Annotated in this window: 15 protein-coding genes; 6 read left to right on the forward strand and 9 right to left on the reverse strand. The window is 65.9% G+C overall.

Annotated elements, in window-relative coordinates; genetic code table 11:
* Positions 1 to 267 precede the first annotated feature (267 nt).
* Entirely contained in the window at positions 268 to 1251 is a 984-nt protein-coding gene (locus ACZL02_RS08260) for a patatin-like phospholipase family protein (protein ID WP_472937488.1), read from the forward strand.
* A gap of 80 nt (positions 1252 to 1331) precedes the next feature.
* On the opposite strand, the gene ACZL02_RS08265 is transcribed toward ACZL02_RS08260, so the two are convergent.
* Both ACZL02_RS08265 and ACZL02_RS08270 read right to left on the reverse strand, forming a co-directional pair.
* Positions 1332 to 1766 carry a CBS domain-containing protein gene (locus ACZL02_RS08265; RefSeq protein WP_472937487.1) on the reverse strand — a complete coding sequence of 145 codons (435 nt, stop codon included), beginning with the start codon at positions 1764 to 1766 and terminating at the stop codon, positions 1332 to 1334.
* Positions 1767 to 1852: 86 nt separating this feature from the next.
* The gene (locus ACZL02_RS08270) at positions 1853 to 2575 is read right to left on the reverse strand and encodes a rhomboid family intramembrane serine protease (RefSeq protein WP_472937486.1); all 723 of its coding nucleotides are present in this window, start codon (positions 2573 to 2575) and stop codon (positions 1853 to 1855) included.
* 286 nt (positions 2576 to 2861) lie between these two features.
* On the opposite strand from ACZL02_RS08270, the gene ACZL02_RS08275 reads away from it, so the two are divergent.
* Positions 2862 to 3461: a PilZ domain-containing protein gene (locus tag ACZL02_RS08275; RefSeq protein ID WP_472937485.1), complete on the forward strand. Its 600-nt coding sequence runs from the start codon at positions 2862 to 2864 to the stop codon at positions 3459 to 3461.
* A gap of 443 nt (positions 3462 to 3904) precedes the next feature.
* Positions 3905 to 4501: a transglutaminase-like cysteine peptidase gene (locus tag ACZL02_RS08280; protein WP_472937484.1), complete on the forward strand. Its 597-nt coding sequence runs from the start codon at positions 3905 to 3907 to the stop codon at positions 4499 to 4501.
* Positions 4502 to 4906: 405 nt separating this feature from the next.
* Here ACZL02_RS08280 and ACZL02_RS08285 read toward each other — a convergent pair whose 3' ends face one another.
* The 3 genes from ACZL02_RS08285 to ACZL02_RS08295 form a co-directional block, all read right to left on the reverse strand.
* Positions 4907 to 5119, reverse strand: a complete 213-nt coding sequence (locus ACZL02_RS08285) for a DUF3126 family protein (protein WP_472937483.1) — start codon at positions 5117 to 5119, stop codon at positions 4907 to 4909.
* 79 nt (positions 5120 to 5198) lie between these two features.
* Complete coding sequence (cysE, locus tag ACZL02_RS08290) at positions 5199 to 6023, reverse strand: serine O-acetyltransferase (RefSeq protein ID WP_472937482.1); 825 nt, start codon at positions 6021 to 6023, stop codon at positions 5199 to 5201.
* Between the two features lie 118 nt (positions 6024 to 6141).
* Positions 6142 to 6936, reverse strand: coding sequence for an alpha/beta fold hydrolase (locus tag ACZL02_RS08295; protein WP_472937481.1), 795 nt, complete (start codon positions 6934 to 6936; stop codon positions 6142 to 6144).
* 221 nt (positions 6937 to 7157) lie between these two features.
* On the opposite strand from ACZL02_RS08295, the gene ACZL02_RS08300 reads away from it, so the two are divergent.
* The 3 genes from ACZL02_RS08300 (at position 7158) to ACZL02_RS08310 (ending at position 10785) form a co-directional block, all read left to right on the forward strand.
* Positions 7158 to 7415: a zinc-finger domain-containing protein gene (locus ACZL02_RS08300; RefSeq protein ID WP_472935092.1), complete on the forward strand. Its 258-nt coding sequence runs from the start codon at positions 7158 to 7160 to the stop codon at positions 7413 to 7415.
* 13 nt (positions 7416 to 7428) lie between these two features.
* A complete protein-coding gene (locus ACZL02_RS08305) occupies positions 7429 to 8676 on the forward strand; it encodes an FAD-dependent monooxygenase (protein WP_472937480.1) in 1248 nt (415 codons plus the stop codon).
* 1056 nt (positions 8677 to 9732) lie between these two features.
* Positions 9733 to 10785 (forward strand): OmpA family protein, encoded by a 1053-nt coding sequence (locus ACZL02_RS08310; RefSeq protein ID WP_472937479.1) that lies wholly within the window; start codon positions 9733 to 9735, stop codon positions 10783 to 10785.
* A 320-nt stretch (positions 10786 to 11105) separates the two neighbouring features.
* On the opposite strand, the gene ACZL02_RS08315 is transcribed toward ACZL02_RS08310, so the two are convergent.
* From ACZL02_RS08315 to ACZL02_RS08330, 4 genes are all read right to left on the reverse strand, one after another.
* Positions 11106 to 11852 (reverse strand): amino acid ABC transporter ATP-binding protein, encoded by a 747-nt coding sequence (locus tag ACZL02_RS08315; protein WP_472938130.1) that lies wholly within the window; start codon positions 11850 to 11852, stop codon positions 11106 to 11108.
* A gap of 54 nt (positions 11853 to 11906) precedes the next feature.
* Positions 11907 to 13406 (reverse strand): amino acid ABC transporter permease, encoded by a 1500-nt coding sequence (locus tag ACZL02_RS08320; protein ID WP_472937478.1) that lies wholly within the window; start codon positions 13404 to 13406, stop codon positions 11907 to 11909.
* Between the two features lie 16 nt (positions 13407 to 13422).
* Positions 13423 to 14613, reverse strand: a complete 1191-nt coding sequence (locus ACZL02_RS08325; protein ID WP_472937477.1) for an amino acid ABC transporter permease — start codon at positions 14611 to 14613, stop codon at positions 13423 to 13425.
* Between the two features lie 210 nt (positions 14614 to 14823).
* Complete coding sequence (locus tag ACZL02_RS08330; protein ID WP_472937476.1) at positions 14824 to 15843, reverse strand: amino acid ABC transporter substrate-binding protein; 1020 nt, start codon at positions 15841 to 15843, stop codon at positions 14824 to 14826.
* Positions 15844 to 16083 lie beyond the last annotated feature (240 nt).

Consider the following 16083-nt stretch of genomic DNA (forward strand, 5'->3'; position numbering starts at 1 on the left):
ACGCCCTGATCGGCGATCAGGTCGGGACACCGGAGAGTTGAGGCGTCTTCTACGCCTTGGAAATCGGCGCACGCCCCCGCAGAACCGAAATTACAGCCTTTAAAAAGCGGCAAAGCTTTTGCGCTAAGCTGATGCGATGTCGCCGGCGCGGCGCTGTCCCTCGGGCGTTTCCGGGATACGGCGCCGTGTCGGCGGCGACAGACCACCCGTTCTTCGCGCGCCCCGCGGGACACGTGGCTCTCACACGGCGAACCAGGACCTCATGCAATGTTGGAACGGGTTTTCAGACGAAGCGAACAGAAGCCGCGGACCCCCGCATTATCAGTCCCCGTGGAGCCCGCGCCCCGGACGAAGTTCAAGATTGCCCTGGCGCTGGGCGGCGGCGCCGCACGCGGCTGGGCGCACATCGGCGTCTTGCGGGCACTCGATGAAGCCGGCATTCACGTCTCGATGATTGCCGGCACGTCGATCGGCGCACTGGTCGGCGGATGCTATCTCGCCGGGCGGCTCGACGAACTGGAGGATTTTGCCCGGTCCCTCACCCGGCGCGGCCTGGTGCGCTTTCTCGACGTGCGCTTTGGCGGGGCGGGCCTCCTCGGCGGCATGCGGCTGACGCGGCGGCTGATCGAGACGCTGGAGAACGCCGAGATCGAGGATCTAGACCGGCCGCTCGTCTGCGTGGCCACCGAAGCCCGCAGCGGCCATGAGGTGTGGCTCGATTCCGGCTCGCTGGTCCTTGCCATGCGCGCGTCCTATGCGCTGCCGGGCGTTTTCGAGCCGGTGATGGTCGGCGACCGGCGCCTGGTCGACGGCGCGCTGGTCAACCCGGTCCCCGTCTCGGTCTGCCGCGCCTACGAGGCCCAGCTCGTCGTCGCCGTGAACCTCAACTACGACCTCTTCGGCCGGGCCGCGGTGCTGCGGATGCGCGCGACGCCGCCGGCCTTGAAGCTGAAGTCCCCGCCCATGCCGATCGACGATGAGCTGGACCTGCCGGCACTGGAGGCGATCCGCCGGCGCGAGAAGATCGGCATCACCCGCTCGATGGCGGATGCCTTCAACATCGTGCAGGACCGCATCTCGCGATCGCGCCTTGCCGGTGATCCGCCCGACCTCTCGCTGCAGCCGAAGGTCCGCGATATCGGGCTGTCGGAATTCTATCGCGCGGCCGAGGCCATCCAGTTCGGCTACGAGGAGACGATGCGTCGCCTTCCAGAGATCGAGCGTGTCACCGAGGGCTATGTGCAGAGCTGAACAGTTTCCGGCAGCACCGTCCGCAGAACGGACTTGTCGACACGCCTGATGCGCCGAGAAGGCGAACCGTACCGCCGCCCCTAGCCTGCTGCCGCGATGTAGGTGCGCATGTCCTCGGCCTCGCGCTCGGCATCCTCGATGCGGCGCTTGACGAGATCGCCGATCGAGATGAGACCGACCAGCTTGCCGCGCTCGACCACCGGAATGTGCCGGAAGCGGCCATTGGTCATCAGCTCCATCACCTCGTTCACGGTGGCGTTCTCGCCGCAGGTCGTCACCGTCCGCGTCATTACGTCGGCGACGCCCTGCGTCAGGCAATCCGGTCCCGTGGTGCCGATCATCCGCACCACGTCGCGCTCCGACAGGATGCCGGCTAGCTGACCTTCCGCATCGAGCAGGATCAGCGCGCCGATCCGCCGCGTGGCCAGCGCCTTCGCTGCGTCCCCCAGCGTTGCGCTGTCGCTGAGGGTGAAGACGTCGTGGCCCTTCTCTTCCAGGATCTGCTTTACGCTCATGACCATTCCTCCCGTACGGTCGCCCGACGGGATGGTGCGTCACTCTGAAGCGGACCGCAAGGGATCTCGCCCCTGACGGACGCCAGTCAGGCGCGACGGTCGAACAGCCCGATCGCCAGGAAGCCGAACAGGAACCCGCCGACATGGGCCTCCCAAGCGACGGAGGCGCCGCCGTCGACGAAGGCGGAATAGCCCGTGGCCGTCAGGATATTGGTGGCGAGGAAGATCAGGATGAAGAAGAGGATGGTCCGGTCGCCGAGCGCCTGGCGGAACGACAGAAGCGGCGCGCGGTCGGCTGGCACGCCCGACCGGCTGATCGAGCCGAAGGCGAAGCGGCAGGCGCCGCCCATCAGCGCCGAAACGGTGCCGGATGCACCGATGACCGGCACGATCAACGAGGTGTTGAAGGCATAGAACGTCGCAGCCCCCGCCACGGCGCCGAGCGCCGAGAAAGCCAGGAAGCGTTCGGCGCCGAACCGGCGCGCTACCGGCGTCCCGAAAGCCAGCAGCCAGACGGTGTTGAGCCCGAGATGCGTCCAGTCGCCGTGCAGGAACGCATGGCTGAGCGGCGACCAGATCTGCGCGCCCGGATTGCGGTCGAGGAACAGGCCGCAGGACTCGGAATAACAGCCGGGAATGAAGGCGAACTGCGTCAGCACCCAGTCGTCGGTTTCAGGTGTCAGCACGAAGCTGCGCAGCGCCTGGACCAATGCCAGCACGACCAGAAGCAGGAGAACGACGCCCGGCACGTTGAATGCTGGCGGATTGACCCGCCGGACAGGCGGCTGCGTGTCTTCGTCGAGGGTCAAGTCGCATCTCCCGGGCCGATTGGCGGCTTGGCGGTGGTCTGACGGCCGCCCCGCCGGCCCTCATACCTGCAATCGCCGGAAAAGACAGCAGGCCACCAGCAGCACTGCCGGATCAGAGGGCCGCGAGACAAACCGGGCGTGGCGACGCAGCGTATCCGAAGCGCTACTGACTAAGGTTAAGAGAAATCTTCCGTCTGGCGGCTACGCTCATTTCACGTTAAGTTTCGTCGCATAGCGTGTCAGTTGATGAAACCGCCTGCGCGCGGCTCGGAGCCACGGGTCAGACATGCAAAACTCAGCACCTGCCCAGACCATCGATGCCGAGGAGCGCCGCCGGTTCAGCCGCGTCGCCGTCGATCTGCTCGGCCGCTTCATGCTGGAGAATCGCACCGAGTTTCCGTGCCGGGTCGACAACATGTCGCCGGGCGACGTTTCGGTCGTCACGCCCATCACGCCCACGGCCGGCGAGCGCGTTATCCTCTACGTCGACCACATCGGCCGGATCGAGGGCGATGTGACGCGTGGCTATTCCGGCGGCTTCGCCATGACGGTGCAAGGCACCGACCGCAAGCGCGAAAAACTGGCGGCGCAGCTGACCTGGCTGGCCAACCGGCACGAACTCGACCTGCCGGAAGACCGCCGGCACGACCGTATCCAGCCGCGCAATCCGTTCATCGACATCACCCTCGACGACGGCCGCCAGTACAAGGTGCGGATCATCGATCTCTCGCTCTCGGGCGCCGCGGTCAAATCGACCGTCCGCCCCGCCATCGGTTCGCGCATCGTCATCGGCACGATGCAGGGGCGCGTGGTTCGCCATCTGGAAGAAGGCCTCGCCATCGAGTTCGCCGCCGTCCAGCAACGCGAGACGCTCGAACAGCTCTGAACGAGTAGCGCCCGCACCGTCGCACGCGGACAGCGCTCCCGGCATCCCCGCATCGAACGGTCGTTGCCCGGCTCGCCAGCGCGGCCGAAGCCGGTGCTGACCCGCATCGTGGCGCGTCGTCCGCTTGCCCCTTCGCCCAATGCCTGGCGCTCTGCCTCGGGGTAGCGCCGGGCAGTTAAGCGCCGCCCAGCACTCTCGACACGCCCCAACGGCTGACCGCCGATGCCCCGCGCACCGGCGGCATCGCTATGCTTAACGATAAGCAGCCCGAAAGGGTTAATAAGCGACGCTTTTGATCTGGCGAATCCTCCGGTTTATCGCCAGAAATCTGCAAGTATAGGACCTGAACGAGATGCGGATAATTTGACTTAATTTGCCGATCTCAATTTGCCGCAGAAGTAAAAACCCAACGTCATTGTCAACTCCAGAGGCGGAGAGAAACAATGATCAAAAGATTACTGATGACCATGGCGGTTGCACTGACCGCGGCGCTGTCGGGCGGAAGCGCTTCTGCCAACAACCTGCCGATGCCGGTGATGGGTGGAACCTCGCAGCCGGTCGGTCACTACGACTTCTGCAAGCGCTACCCCGACGAATGCCAGAAGAACGACGCCCCCTCCGTGGTCAAGCTGACCCGCAGCACCTGGGACAAGATCGTCGAAGTCAACAACGCCGTGAACACCGGCATCCTGCCGCGCACCGACCTCGACCTCTACGGCCAGGCCGAATACTGGACCTACCCGAAGACCGAGGGCGATTGCGAGGATTACGTCCTCTTGAAGCAGTATATGCTGGAACGGGCGGACCTGCCGCGCTCCGCCCTCCTCGTCACCGTCGTCCGCCAGCCCAATGGTGACGGCCACGCCGTCCTCACCGTCCGCACCGACCGCGGCGACTTCATCCTCGACAACCTCAAGGACGAGGTGAAGGACTGGAAGGAAACCGAATACCGCTACCTCAAGCGCCAGTCCGAGAAGAACTCGGCCAAGTGGGTCAGCATCGCCGATGACCGCGACATGCTGGTCGGCAGCGTCAAGTAAGGCCTCGCGGCAGGATCTTCGACCTCTCCGTCCCGACCTGCCGAAACCGGCCCTCGCAAGAGGGTCGGTTTTTTCATGCCCGACGTCCGCCGGACGGCCTGCTGAGCCGAGAATTTCGCTAACCATCTTGCCAAGGCTTGCGAAGAAATTTTTGGAAGCCCGTCGCCGAGACCGCCAAACCTTAACGCCCGAAGCGCCGGAATTCAGACGTCGTTAAGTCTTGCAGCGGCGCAACGACGCGGATCCGCACGGCAGATGTATCGGCGGCGCGGCGGCTTGGACCAGCGGTGGGGCATTTCGGATATTTCTAAGGGCGGCGGCGGTGCCGGCTTCGCCTGGTGGAGCCGGGGCTATCCGCCCGGCCCCCACGATCCGCCCGTATCGGGCGCAACCGGGTCGAGGACTTTAGGCCTCGAGATCCATTTCCAGGATCGTCATCGTCACGTGGTACGACAGCTCGCCCTCGTCGGTATCCTTCGACACCGTGCCGACGAACTCGTCGTTGACGTAGAGCTCGGCAGAATCGTTCTTGCGCGGCAGAGCGCGAACGCTGACCGAGGATCCCTTGAACAGGGTCTTCAGATAGGTCTCGAGCTTCTTGATCTCGTCGGGCTTCATGGGCATCTCCTGCAGCCGATGTCGGGGGAGCGTGTAGCTAGCACCCGAGCGCCGAAAGCAATAGCCCTCCTCGTCCGCCCTACTCGTCCCGGCCGAACATGTGGTCCATCGCCCGCGCCGGCTCGCGGCCGCAGTCGTCGGTGGTCCCGACGATCCGGCTCGGAATGCCGGCGACGGTGACATGCGGTGGCACTTCCTTCAGGACCACCGAGCCCGACGCAATCTTCGAGCAGTTGCCGACCTTGATGTTGCCGAGGATCTTCGCCCCCGCGCCGATCAGGACGCCGTCGCCGATCTTCGGGTGCCGGTCGCCGAACTCCTTTCCGGTCCCGCCGAGCGTCACGTCCTGCAGGATAGAGACATTGTCGCCGATCACCGCGGTAAAGCCGACGACGAGGCCCGTCGCATGATCGAGGAAGATGCCGCGGCCCATCTTGGACGCCGGATGAATGTCCGTCTGGAATACCGCCGACGATCGCGCCTGGAGATAGAGCGCGAAATCGCGCCGACCTTCGTGCCACAGCCAGTGCGCCAGCCGGTGGGTCTGAATCGCGTGGAAACCCTTGAAGTAGAGCAGCGGCTCGATGTAGCGCTCGCAGGCGGGATCGCGGTCAAACACCGCCTGGATGTCGTTGCGCAGCGTCTCCGACCATTGCGAGTTGTCGCCGAGCAAGCCCTCATAGGCCTGGCTGATCAGTACCGCCGGAACGTCTGGGTGATCGAGCCGCTGAGACACGCGGTGGATGACCGCCGCTTCGAGGCTCACATGGTTGAGGATGGTGGCATACAGAAAGCCAGAGAGCATCGGCTCCCGTTCGGCGGCCTCCAGCGTCTCCTCCCGGACCCGCGCCCAGATCGGATCGACGGCGAGCAGCCGCTCATGGGCCTGCCTGGTAACGCTCATCGGAACTTCCTTCGCTGGCATCTCGGCCAATTCTACTGTTTGGTAAAATAGCGGTCGGACCCGGTTTGAACAAGCCGGGGCCGGCCGCCATCTTTCAACGCCTGCAACACGTGTCCGTTCAAGCGTCGTCCTGTGGGCGCGGCGCTGCTGCGTGCGCCGGGGCTTCGCCGAGAAAACGCAGCACCTCCGCCTTGAACCGCCGGTCGCCGACGGCCAGCATATGATCCCGGCCGGGAATGTCGAACGCCGTCGCCCGCGGCATCAAGGCAGCAAGTTCAGCCGCCGAGCCTGCGATGTCGTCCTCTGTCCCAACGCCGATCAGCGTCGGCTGCGCGATCCGTCCGACCTCTTCTCTGGTCGGCTCGGTGCGCGAGGTCTGGATGCAGGCCGCCAGCGCCACCTTGTCGCTCCTGGTGCGATCGGCAAAGGCGCGGAACATCCGGCCCCTGGCGTCCTCGACCTCATCGAGCGAAGGCGCCAGCAAGGCCGCGACGATCGGATCCCAATCGCCGACGCCATCGACGAGCCCGATGCCGAGCCCGCCGAAGACCAGCCGAGGGAACAGCGCCGGCGTCGCCAGCGCAGCGTAAGCCGAGACCCGCGCCCCCATCGAGTAGCCGAAGAGCGCGGCCTCGGCGATGCCGAGATGGGCCATCAGGGCCGCCGCATCGCCGGCCATCTTCTGCGGCGTGTAGGCCGCGCCGTCATGCGGCTTGTCGCTCGCACCGTGACCTCGGTGATCGAAGGCGACGGTGCGATACCCCGCCGCCGTCAAGGTCGAGACCCAGCCGGGGTCCACCCAGTTCACCGTCATGCTCGACGCGAAGCCGTGCAGCAGCATCACCGCCGGCGCAGCGGGATCGCCGTCGGAGCGAAAGGCGAGCCGCAGGCCGTCGTTCTCGAAAAATTCCATGATCGTCCTCTGTCGTCTTCGCGCCCTGGCTAACCGCCTCAGTGCGGCAAGCGCAAGTCCGGCCGCCGGTTTTGCGTCGCCCCGCCCCGGCCTCTGGCCTTTCAGAACGCCGGCCATTATGGTCCCGCGCAATTGCTGGGGCATCCCGCAACTGGGTGGACTCACCCGATCGAAGAATGATGCCCTAGGCCCCGAAAGATAGAGCACGGAGACGACGAGCGATGGCCGGACATATCATCCCGCATTTTCAGAACGATGCCGGCCACGATGTGATCGAGATCGGGGTGACCGAGTTCATGTGCGTCGGTGCCAATCCGCCGCACGATCATCCGCATGTCTATGTCGACCTCGGCGACGACGGCGAGAAGGTCTGCTCTTACTGCTCGACGCTCTACCGCTTCAACGCGGCGCTGCATGGCACCGACACGCTTCCCGCCGGCTGCCTGTTTCTCGAAGCCACGGACCGGAACGCCGCCTGAGGCGGTCTCTGCGGTGCTGACGGCACCGGATCGCGGCGCCGAGGCCCCGCGCGTCGTGGTCGTCGGGGGCGGCATCGGCGGATTGACGGCAGCGCTGGCCTTCGCCAAGGCCGGATTTGACGTCGAAGTCCTCGAGCGCGCCGAACGGCTGCAGGAGGCTGGCGCCGGACTGCAACTTTCTCCCAACGCTCTCAGCACCCTCGCGGCCCTCGGCATCGAAACCTCGGCGCTGAACGGCGTCGCCGCGTCCAGAGTCACCTTGCGGTCGGGACCGAGCGGCCGTCGCATCGCCGAGGTGCCGGTCGCCGCAAGCGACGGCACCGCCTATCTCTCGCTGCACCGCGCCGACCTCCAGGCTGCCCTCCTCGCCGCCGTCCGGCAGCAGAGGCGGATCGTCCTGACCCTCGGCGCCACGTGCATCGCTGCACGGCACGGCGGTCAAAGCTGGGATCTCAGCTTCTCCAGCGCCGCCGGCGAGACCTTGGAACGGCGCGCGGACATCGTGATTGCCGCCGATGGTGTCGGGTCGGCGATCGCTCGCCTGCTCGTCCAACCAGCGGCCGTGCCTTCCGGCGATATCGCCTGGCGGATGACCGCAAGCGCACAGCCAGGAGGCCCATCCCCCCGGCCCGCCGCAACCGGGATCGAGGCCTGGCTCGGGCCTCGTCGCCATGCCGTCGCCTATCCCATCCGCGGCGGTCGCGAGACGAACCTCGTCCTCATCGGCCGCGCCAGCGACGTTACCGGGGGCCCCGCATCCTCGTCCGCCAAGGATCAGCTGCTCGCCCGCTTCGCCGGCTGGGATCCCGCGCTGCTCGGGCTGATCGCCTCGGCAGGGCCGGCCACCGCCTGGCCGCTGTCGACGCGCCCGCCGCTCGACCATGCCGGGGTCCCGCCCGGCCTTTTCGTCATCGGCGATGCCGCTCACGCCATGCTGCCCTATGCGGCGCAAGGAGCGGCCATGGCCATCGAAGATGCGTTCGTCGCCGCGCATTGCGTTGCGACGCATGCGACGCTCGAGGACGCCCGGCAAAGCTTCGACGAACAGCGTATTCCCCGCATCGCGAAAGTGTTGCGACGCGTCGCCTTCCACCGCCGGGTCTACCACCTGCCCTTTCCGTTGTCGCTCGCGCGTGACCTTGCGCTGAGCCTCCGGCCGAAGGCCGCCCTCGCCCGCGATCTTGCCTGGCTCTATGATTGGCGGCCCCCCGTCCTTGGCGGGCCGCGCGGCGGCGTCTCGGATATTTCACGGAACGGATGACGGGCCGGCCGACTTCCACGGTACCGGCCGAGTTCCGAGGCCCGCAGCAGTAAGCGAGCCACAGTTCGGAACTCTCGCCGTCATATCCGACGGCACCAAAGAGGATGATCGATGCCCTTGATGAGAAACACTGGACGCCTCCTGACTGTCGCGGCGCTGGCTGCATCCACTACTCTGTCCGGTCCGTCCTTCGCCTATGCGCAGCAGAACGCCGCGATCCGCATGGCGCAGGCAGAGGAAGCGCCGACCGATGCCGCGCCGCCAGCTGATACAGCGCCCGAGCCCGAAGCCGCTCCGGCGCCAGAACCGGAGCGCGCGCCCGAGCCAGCACCAGAGCCGGAACCCGCACCGGAGCCAGCACCTGCACCTGAAGCAGCCCCTGAACCCGCACCGGCGGCCGAACCGGAGGCGCCGGGTCCCGAAGCCGAGACTCCTGCGCCAGCCCGCGAGCCGGCACCGGAAACCCCGGCTGCCGGGCCAAAGGCGGCAGAACCCGCACCGCCGGTAGAGGCAGCACCCGAGCCGGCAGTGCCAGCCGAACCAGCGCCAGCGCCAGCGCCCGCGGAGCCAGTCGCACCAGCAGAGCCTGCGCCCGCTCCAGCTGAGCCAGCTCCCGCCGCACCGCCGGCTGCTGCCGAGCCGGCACCATCCGAGACCGCGCCCGCCCCCGCTGCGACTGAACCGCCGGCAAAACGCGCCGCTCCTGCCGAGCGCCGCGCCCGCACGCCCGGACAGGGAAAGCCAGCTGCCGCACCCGACGCTGCAGCACCCGCCGCGGCACCGGATGCCGCAGCGCCAGCAGCACCAGCACCTGGCACCGTTGCGCCTGCCGCGCCAGCGCCTGCGCAGCCGGAAGCAGTCGCCCCTGCCCCTGCCGCTGCTCCGCCGACCCCCGGAGCCCCGGCCCCGGCAGCAGATGGTGTGCAGCCCGGTGCTCCCGCAGCACCAGCACCGGCAGCACCGGCACCCGCGGCAGCATCGGCAGCGCCAGCCCCCGCGGCGGCGGCCCCACAGCCGGCGCCAGCGCCACCCGTAGAGGCTCCGAAGCCCGTTCCAGTGGAAGTGCAGAACGCGCCGGTCGAGCAGGGTCGCATCGACCAGAGCGACGCCCGCGTTCAGTCGCTCTCGCGCCCTGTCGTCGAGCAGCCCATCACCAGCGAACGTGGCGAGCGCCTGCAGGAGGCGCCCCGCTACCGCCAGCGGCCCGAGAGCGAAGTCGTGCAACGGGTTGGCGACCGCGACATCATCTCGATCGTCGGGGCGGCCGCGGCCGGCGCAGCGGTCGGTGCAGCCGCCGGGTATTTCATCCGGTCGAACGACGACAACCGCCTCGCGGTGGACTCGCGCGAACAGTACAGCGAACGGCTGCCCCGCGGCCGGACGCGCGACACGATCGTGCGCGGCAACGGAGCGCAGGTGGTGACCATCACCAACGAGTATGGCGATGTCGTCCAGCGCTCCCGCATCGATCCGGACGGCCGCGAGGTCGTTCTGTTCTACGACCCCTACTCCGAGGACGACGGTCCGCGCCCGGACTACTACGATGACCCAGGCGAGGATCTGCCACCGCTCGACATCCGCATCCCGCGCGACCGCTACATCGTCGATGTCGACCAGCCGGACGAGGAGCTCTACTTCGACACCATCGTGGCGCCGCCGGTGGAGACGGTCGAGCGGATCTACTCCGTCGACGAGGTGCGCCGTTCCGCCCGTATCCGCGACAAGGTGCGGCGTATCGACGTGAACACGATTAACTTCGATTTCGGGTCGGCGGCGATCTCGCAGGCCGAAGTGAAGAACCTGCAGGCGCTAGCCGATGCGGTCGCCCGCGTCATCAAGGACAACCCGGGTGAGACCTTCCTGATCGAGGGGCATACCGATGCGGTGGGCAGCAACGTCGCCAACCTCGCGCTCTCCGACCAGCGCGCCGAGGCCGTCGCTACCGCCCTATCGCAGTATTTCAGCATTCCCGCCGAAAACCTGATCACGCAGGGCTATGGCGAGGAGGACCTGAAGGTCGCGACCCAGACGGAAAACCGAGAGAACCGGCGCGTGACGCTTCGGCGCATTACGGCTCTGGTCAAGCCGATCACATCGGCCGCACGCTGATCCATCCGGTTTAGACGAAAACAGAAGCCGGCGGTCCCCTGAGGCCCGCCGGCTTTTTCATGCCATCCTGCCTCAACCCCTTGAATCAAAACGGCGGCAAGACGGCGCAAGCGATTCGGATCTCACCGCTTTCGCTCTGCGAGCCTCAGGATCCACGCACAAAAAAGCGGACGGCGCGAGCGCCGTCCGCTTCGAAGTTTTCGTCTCAAGGTCGCCCGCCCGACAGCATTCTATCGATCGCGATACAACGAAAGCTCGCGACGCCGACAGCTTGTCAAAGGTGGAGCGACCATCGATCTACCTTCGGTCGACGCATGCCCTCAGTGCAGGATCTGCGACAGGAAGAGCTTGGTGCGCTCGTGCTGCGGGTTGGTGAAGAACGCCGTCGGCTCGTTCTGCTCGACGATCTGGCCGGCGTCCATGAAGATGACGCGGTTGGCGACCTGGCGGGCAAAGCCCATTTCGTGCGTCACGCAGACCATGGTCATGCCTTCCTCGGCAAGACCCACCATGACGTCCAGAACTTCCTTGATCATTTCCGGATCCAGCGCCGAGGTCGGCTCGTCGAACAGCATGACCTTGGGGCTCATGCAGAGCGAACGCGCGATGGCGACGCGCTGCTGCTGGCCGCCGGAGAGCTGGCCGGGATACTTGTTCGCCTGCTCGGGGATCTTGACGCGCTTCAGATAATGCATCGCGATCTCCTCGGCCTTGGCTTTCGGCATCTTCCGGACCCAGATCGGCGCGAGCGTGCAGTTCTCGAGAATGGTGAGGTGCGGGAACAAGTTGAAGTGCTGGAACACCATGCCGACTTCGCGGCGGACCTCGTCGATCTTCTTCAGGTCGTTGGTGAGCTCGGTGCCGTCGACGACGATCTGGCCCTTCTGGTGCTCTTCCAGCCGGTTGATGCAGCGGATCATGGTCGACTTGCCGGACCCGGACGGGCCGCAGACGACGATCCGCTCACCCCGGCGAACGCGCAGGTTGATGTCGCGCAGCACGTGGAACTCGCCGTACCACTTGTTGACGTTGACGAGTTCGACCGCGACCTCGTTGGAGATGGTCATGGCGGGCCGCGGGGCGGCGGCGATGGGCTCGACGGAAGACATGCTGGGAGATCCTTATCGTTTGTGTCCGGTGTCGAGGTGCCGTTCCATATAGACGGAATAGCGCGACATCGAGAAGCAGAAGAGCCAGAAGACGAAGGCGGCAAAGACGAGACCGGTGGCCGGGGTCTGTTCGGTCGACCAGTTCTGGTCGCTGAAACCGCGGCGGACCTGCCCGAGAAGATCCGCGAGACCGACGGCGGCGACGAGGCTGGTGTCCTTGAACAGACCGATGAAGGTGTTGACGATACCGGGAATGACCAGCTTCAGCGCCTGCGGCAGGATGATCATCCGCATCTTCTGCCAATAGGTCAGCGCCATCGCGTCGGCGCCCTCGTACTGGCCTTTCGGGATCGCCTGCAGGCCGCCACGCACCACTTCGGCCATGTAGGCGGCGGAGAACAGCGAGACGCCGACGAGCACCCGCAACAACTGGTCGAAGCTGACGCCGGCCGGCAGGAAGAGCGGCAGCATGAAGTTTGCCATGAACAGCACGGTGATCAGCGGAATGCCGCGCCAGAACTCGATGAAGGCGACGCAGAAGAGCTTGACCGCCGGCATCTGCGAGCGGCGGCCGAGCGCCAGGAGAATGCCGAGCGGCAGCGAGGCGACGATGCCCGAGATGGCGACGACCAGCGTCAGGAGGAGACCGCCCCACGAGTTCGTGCGCACCGGTTCAAGGCCGAAATCGGCGGTGACCACCACCAGTGCCGCGACGACGGCGATGAACGGGACGAGGTCCGACAAGGCGCGCTTTGCACCGTCCGGCCCGCCGAAAGCCGAGGCGACCGTGGCGGCGACGGAGAGCAGCGCGGCGGCGAAGGCTGCGATCGACAGCACCGAGAAGCGCTGGTCGAGGAACAGGACCTGGTCGGAAGAGACGATCCCCGCGATCAGCACCAGCACCAGCGAGACCAGAAGCAGCCCGCTCGCCACCCGCACCAGCGGATGGCTCCAGCGAAAGCCGATCTTGCCGCTGGCGCTGTAAAGCGTGATCGCAGCAGCGACGGCCATGAAGAAAGCGATGCCGCCGCCGGAGATCGAGAACCGGCCGCCGGTTAGAAGCACGAAGGCGACGAATGGGTAGACGGCGAGGAGCAGGATCGCGTTAAGGCGCTTGTACGGCACGCTTGGAATGGCGATCGGCACGACCAGAAGCACCAGCATCACCAGCAGCGCATTGATCCGCCAGCGCTCTGCATCTGGATAGATGCCGTACATGAACAGCTCGAACTTCGCCCCGACGAAAGCCCAGCAGGCGCCAGCCTCGTGCCCGTCCCTCGGCAAGCAGACCGTCCGGTCCGCCCCGACGAAAGCCGCGTTAAAGACGCCCCATTCCAGGAGGTTGGTGACGACGTAGGCGATCAGCAGCCCAGCGACGAGCGTCAGCGCGGTGTCGAGCGGCGTTGCGAACAGGCTGCGGCGGATCCGGGCGGGCCAGCCGGTCTCGCCAGGCGGCGGCGGCAAAGGCTGCTTCTGCTCGGTCGAAACGAAACGCAGGGTGGGATCTTCCATGTCTCTGTCTTCCCGCTCAGCGTTCGACCAATGCCATGCGGGCATTGAACATGTTCATCAGGAAGGAGGCTGCGAGACTGATGCCAAGATAGGCGCAGATCCAGATGGCGACCACCTCGACGGTCTGGCCCGCCTGGTTGGCGACCGTCGAGCCGATCGAGTAGAGCTCGGGATAGCCGATGGCGAAGCCGAGCGAGGAATTCTTGGTGAGGTTGAGATACTGGCTGGTCAGCGGCGGGATGATCACCCGGAATGCCTGCGGCACGACCACCAGACGCAGCAACTTGCCGCGCGTCAGCCCCAGCGCCATCGCCGCTTCCGACTGCCCCTTCGAAACCGACAGGATGCCGGCGCGTACGATTTCGGCGATGAAGGCGCCGGTGTAGATCGACAGCGCCAGGAACAGCGCGATGTATTCCGGCTTCACCTGCCAGCCGCCGACGAGGTTGAAGCGGGTCGCCGCGGGGACTTCGAGGCCGATCGGAAAGCCCGTCGCTACATAGGCGACGATCGGCAGGCCGATGATCAGGCCGAGCGCCGGCAGCAGCAGCGGGCGCCGTTCACCGGTGGCGAGTTGGAGCGCCCGGTTACGCCTGGCGAGAAACCAGGTCGCAGCGATGCCGACGACGAAGGCGATGAGGATAGAGATCGCCATCGGCTCGAAGATCGCCGCCGGAATCTGCAGGCCCCGATTGGTGAGATAGACGCCGATCGGCGATACCGGCAGGTTGCGCGGCGCCTGCAAAAGCCCCAGCACGCCGAAATACCAGAACAGGATCACCAGCAGCGGCGGAATGTTGCGGAATGTCTCGACGTAGACGGTGGCAAGGCCGCGGATCAGGAAATTGCGCGATAGCCGCCCGATCCCGACGATAAAGCCGACGATGGTGGCGAAGATGATGCCGGAAACGGCGATGATCAGCGTGTTCAACAGGCCGACGACGATGGCGCGGCCATACGTCGAGTCGCTGGAATACTGGATCGCCGCCTGGCCGATCTCGAAACTGGAACGGGTGCCGAGGAAGCCGAAACCCGACGCCATTCGCGCCTGCGCCATGTTCCGTGCGGTGTTGTCGATGATCCACCAGGCGAACGCGACGACGGCAAGGATCAGCACGATCTGGATCAGCGTGCTGCGGACAGTCGGATTGGTCAGCCAGGAATCCTTGGTGGCGCCATGCGGCAAGGAATGGGTTTCGGCAGTCATGAAGCGGCGCTAGCCTCCTCGAGGGGAGAAAAGTCGGGTCATCGGCGGATCAGCCCACCCCTCGGATATGCCCGCCCACGGGACGTAGAACGTCGGACCGGGATGCCTGAGGAGGGTAGGTCCAGGGGTCCGCCCCTTGCGGCGCGGACCCCTGGCACGTTTCACCCGAAGGTCAGCCGGCCGTCAACGGGCCAACCGACCGAGGCCGCATCAGCGGATCGGCGGCGCGTACTGCAGGCCACCCTTGGTCCACAGCGCGTTCTGGCCGCGGGCGATCCCGAGCGGGGTCGCCGCGCCGATGTTGCGCTCGAAGACCTCGCCGTAATTGCCGACGCCCTGGACGATTTTGACGACCCAGTCGTTCGGCAGTCCGGCATCGGCACCGAAGGTCGAGCCGACGCCCAGCATGCGCTGGATTTCAGGGTTCGGCGAGGACTTCATTTCCTCGACGTTGGCCGCGGTGATGCCGAGCTCCTCGGCGTCGAGCAGCGCGAAATGGGTCCACTTGACCACGTCGAGCCACTGCGAGTCACCGCCGCGAACGGCCGGTCCGAGCGGCTCCTTGGAGATGATCTCCGGCAGGACGACGCTGTCGTCCGGCTTGGCGAGCTCGAGGCGCGAGGCGTAGAGGCCGGACTGGTCGGTGGTCAGCACGTCGCAACGGCCGCTGTCATAGGCGGCGTTCACGTCGTTTTGGGCCTCGATGACGACCGGGTTGAACGTCATGTTGTTCGACTTGAAATAGTCGGCAAGGTTCAGCTCGGTAGTGGTGCCGCTCTGCACGCAGACGGTCGCACCGGAAAGCTGCAGAGCCGAATTGATGTTCAGCTCCTTCTTCACCATGAAGCCCTGGCCGTCGTAGTAGTTGATGCCCGCGAAATCGAGACCGAGCGCCGTGTCGCGGTTCATCGTCCACGTGGTGTTGCGGGCGAGCATGTCGATTTCATTGTTCTGCAGAGCCGGGAAGCGCTGCACGGCCGAGAGCGGCACGTACTGCACCTTGCTGACGTCACCGAACACGGCGGCTGCGACGGCCTTGCAATAGTCGACGTCGAGACCCTGCCACTGGCCACTGTCGTTCTGCGAGGCGAAGCCCGGCAGGCCCGTGTTCACGCCGCATCTGAGCGTGCCGCGCGCCTTGACGTCGTCAAGCGTCGCAGCCGACCCGCTGGTCACCGCGGTGCCACAGACGAAAAGTCCGAGCGCTGCTGTCAGAAGCTTCAATTTCATAAGAATACCTTCCCGTTATCTGTTTCGGTTCTTGATTTTTGCGCTGGACACGGGCTGCCTTGCGAACCGAAAAGGAGCCGGTCGGCTTGGTCCCGACGGCCGCCCCGGGTGGGCCGCTCAGCGGATGGTTTGTTGCGTTGTGATCTCATGCCATAAAAATTGGCAGGTCAAGCAGATGACAGTTTTTATTTCAGGGACCCACAGGCTGTGATGTCCCCTTACCCGAATTCAGGACATTAT

The organism is Mesocryomonas fontinalis (genome assembly GCF_055730125.2).

Coding starts and splice junctions, on each gene's coding strand:
- ACZL02_RS08325 (WP_472937477.1), bottom strand. CDS start 14,613: ATGACTGCCGAAACCCATTCCTTGCCGCATGGCGCCACCAAGGATTCC.
- ACZL02_RS08295 (WP_472937481.1), bottom strand. CDS start 6,936: ATGGAATTTTTCGAGAACGACGGCCTGCGGCTCGCCTTTCGCTCCGAC.
- ACZL02_RS08300 (WP_472935092.1), top strand. CDS start 7,158: ATGGCCGGACATATCATCCCGCATTTTCAGAACGATGCCGGCCACGAT.
- ACZL02_RS08275 (WP_472937485.1), top strand. CDS start 2,862: ATGCAAAACTCAGCACCTGCCCAGACCATCGATGCCGAGGAGCGCCGC.
- ACZL02_RS08260 (WP_472937488.1), top strand. CDS start 268: ATGTTGGAACGGGTTTTCAGACGAAGCGAACAGAAGCCGCGGACCCCC.
- ACZL02_RS08315 (WP_472938130.1), bottom strand. CDS start 11,852: ATGACCATCTCCAACGAGGTCGCGGTCGAACTCGTCAACGTCAACAAG.
- ACZL02_RS08285 (WP_472937483.1), bottom strand. CDS start 5,119: ATGAAGCCCGACGAGATCAAGAAGCTCGAGACCTATCTGAAGACCCTG.
- ACZL02_RS08265 (WP_472937487.1), bottom strand. CDS start 1,766: ATGAGCGTAAAGCAGATCCTGGAAGAGAAGGGCCACGACGTCTTCACC.
- ACZL02_RS08330 (WP_472937476.1), bottom strand. CDS start 15,843: ATGAAATTGAAGCTTCTGACAGCAGCGCTCGGACTTTTCGTCTGTGGC.
- ACZL02_RS08320 (WP_472937478.1), bottom strand. CDS start 13,406: ATGGAAGATCCCACCCTGCGTTTCGTTTCGACCGAGCAGAAGCAGCCT.
- cysE (WP_472937482.1), bottom strand. CDS start 6,023: ATGAGCGTTACCAGGCAGGCCCATGAGCGGCTGCTCGCCGTCGATCCG.
- ACZL02_RS08280 (WP_472937484.1), top strand. CDS start 3,905: ATGATCAAAAGATTACTGATGACCATGGCGGTTGCACTGACCGCGGCG.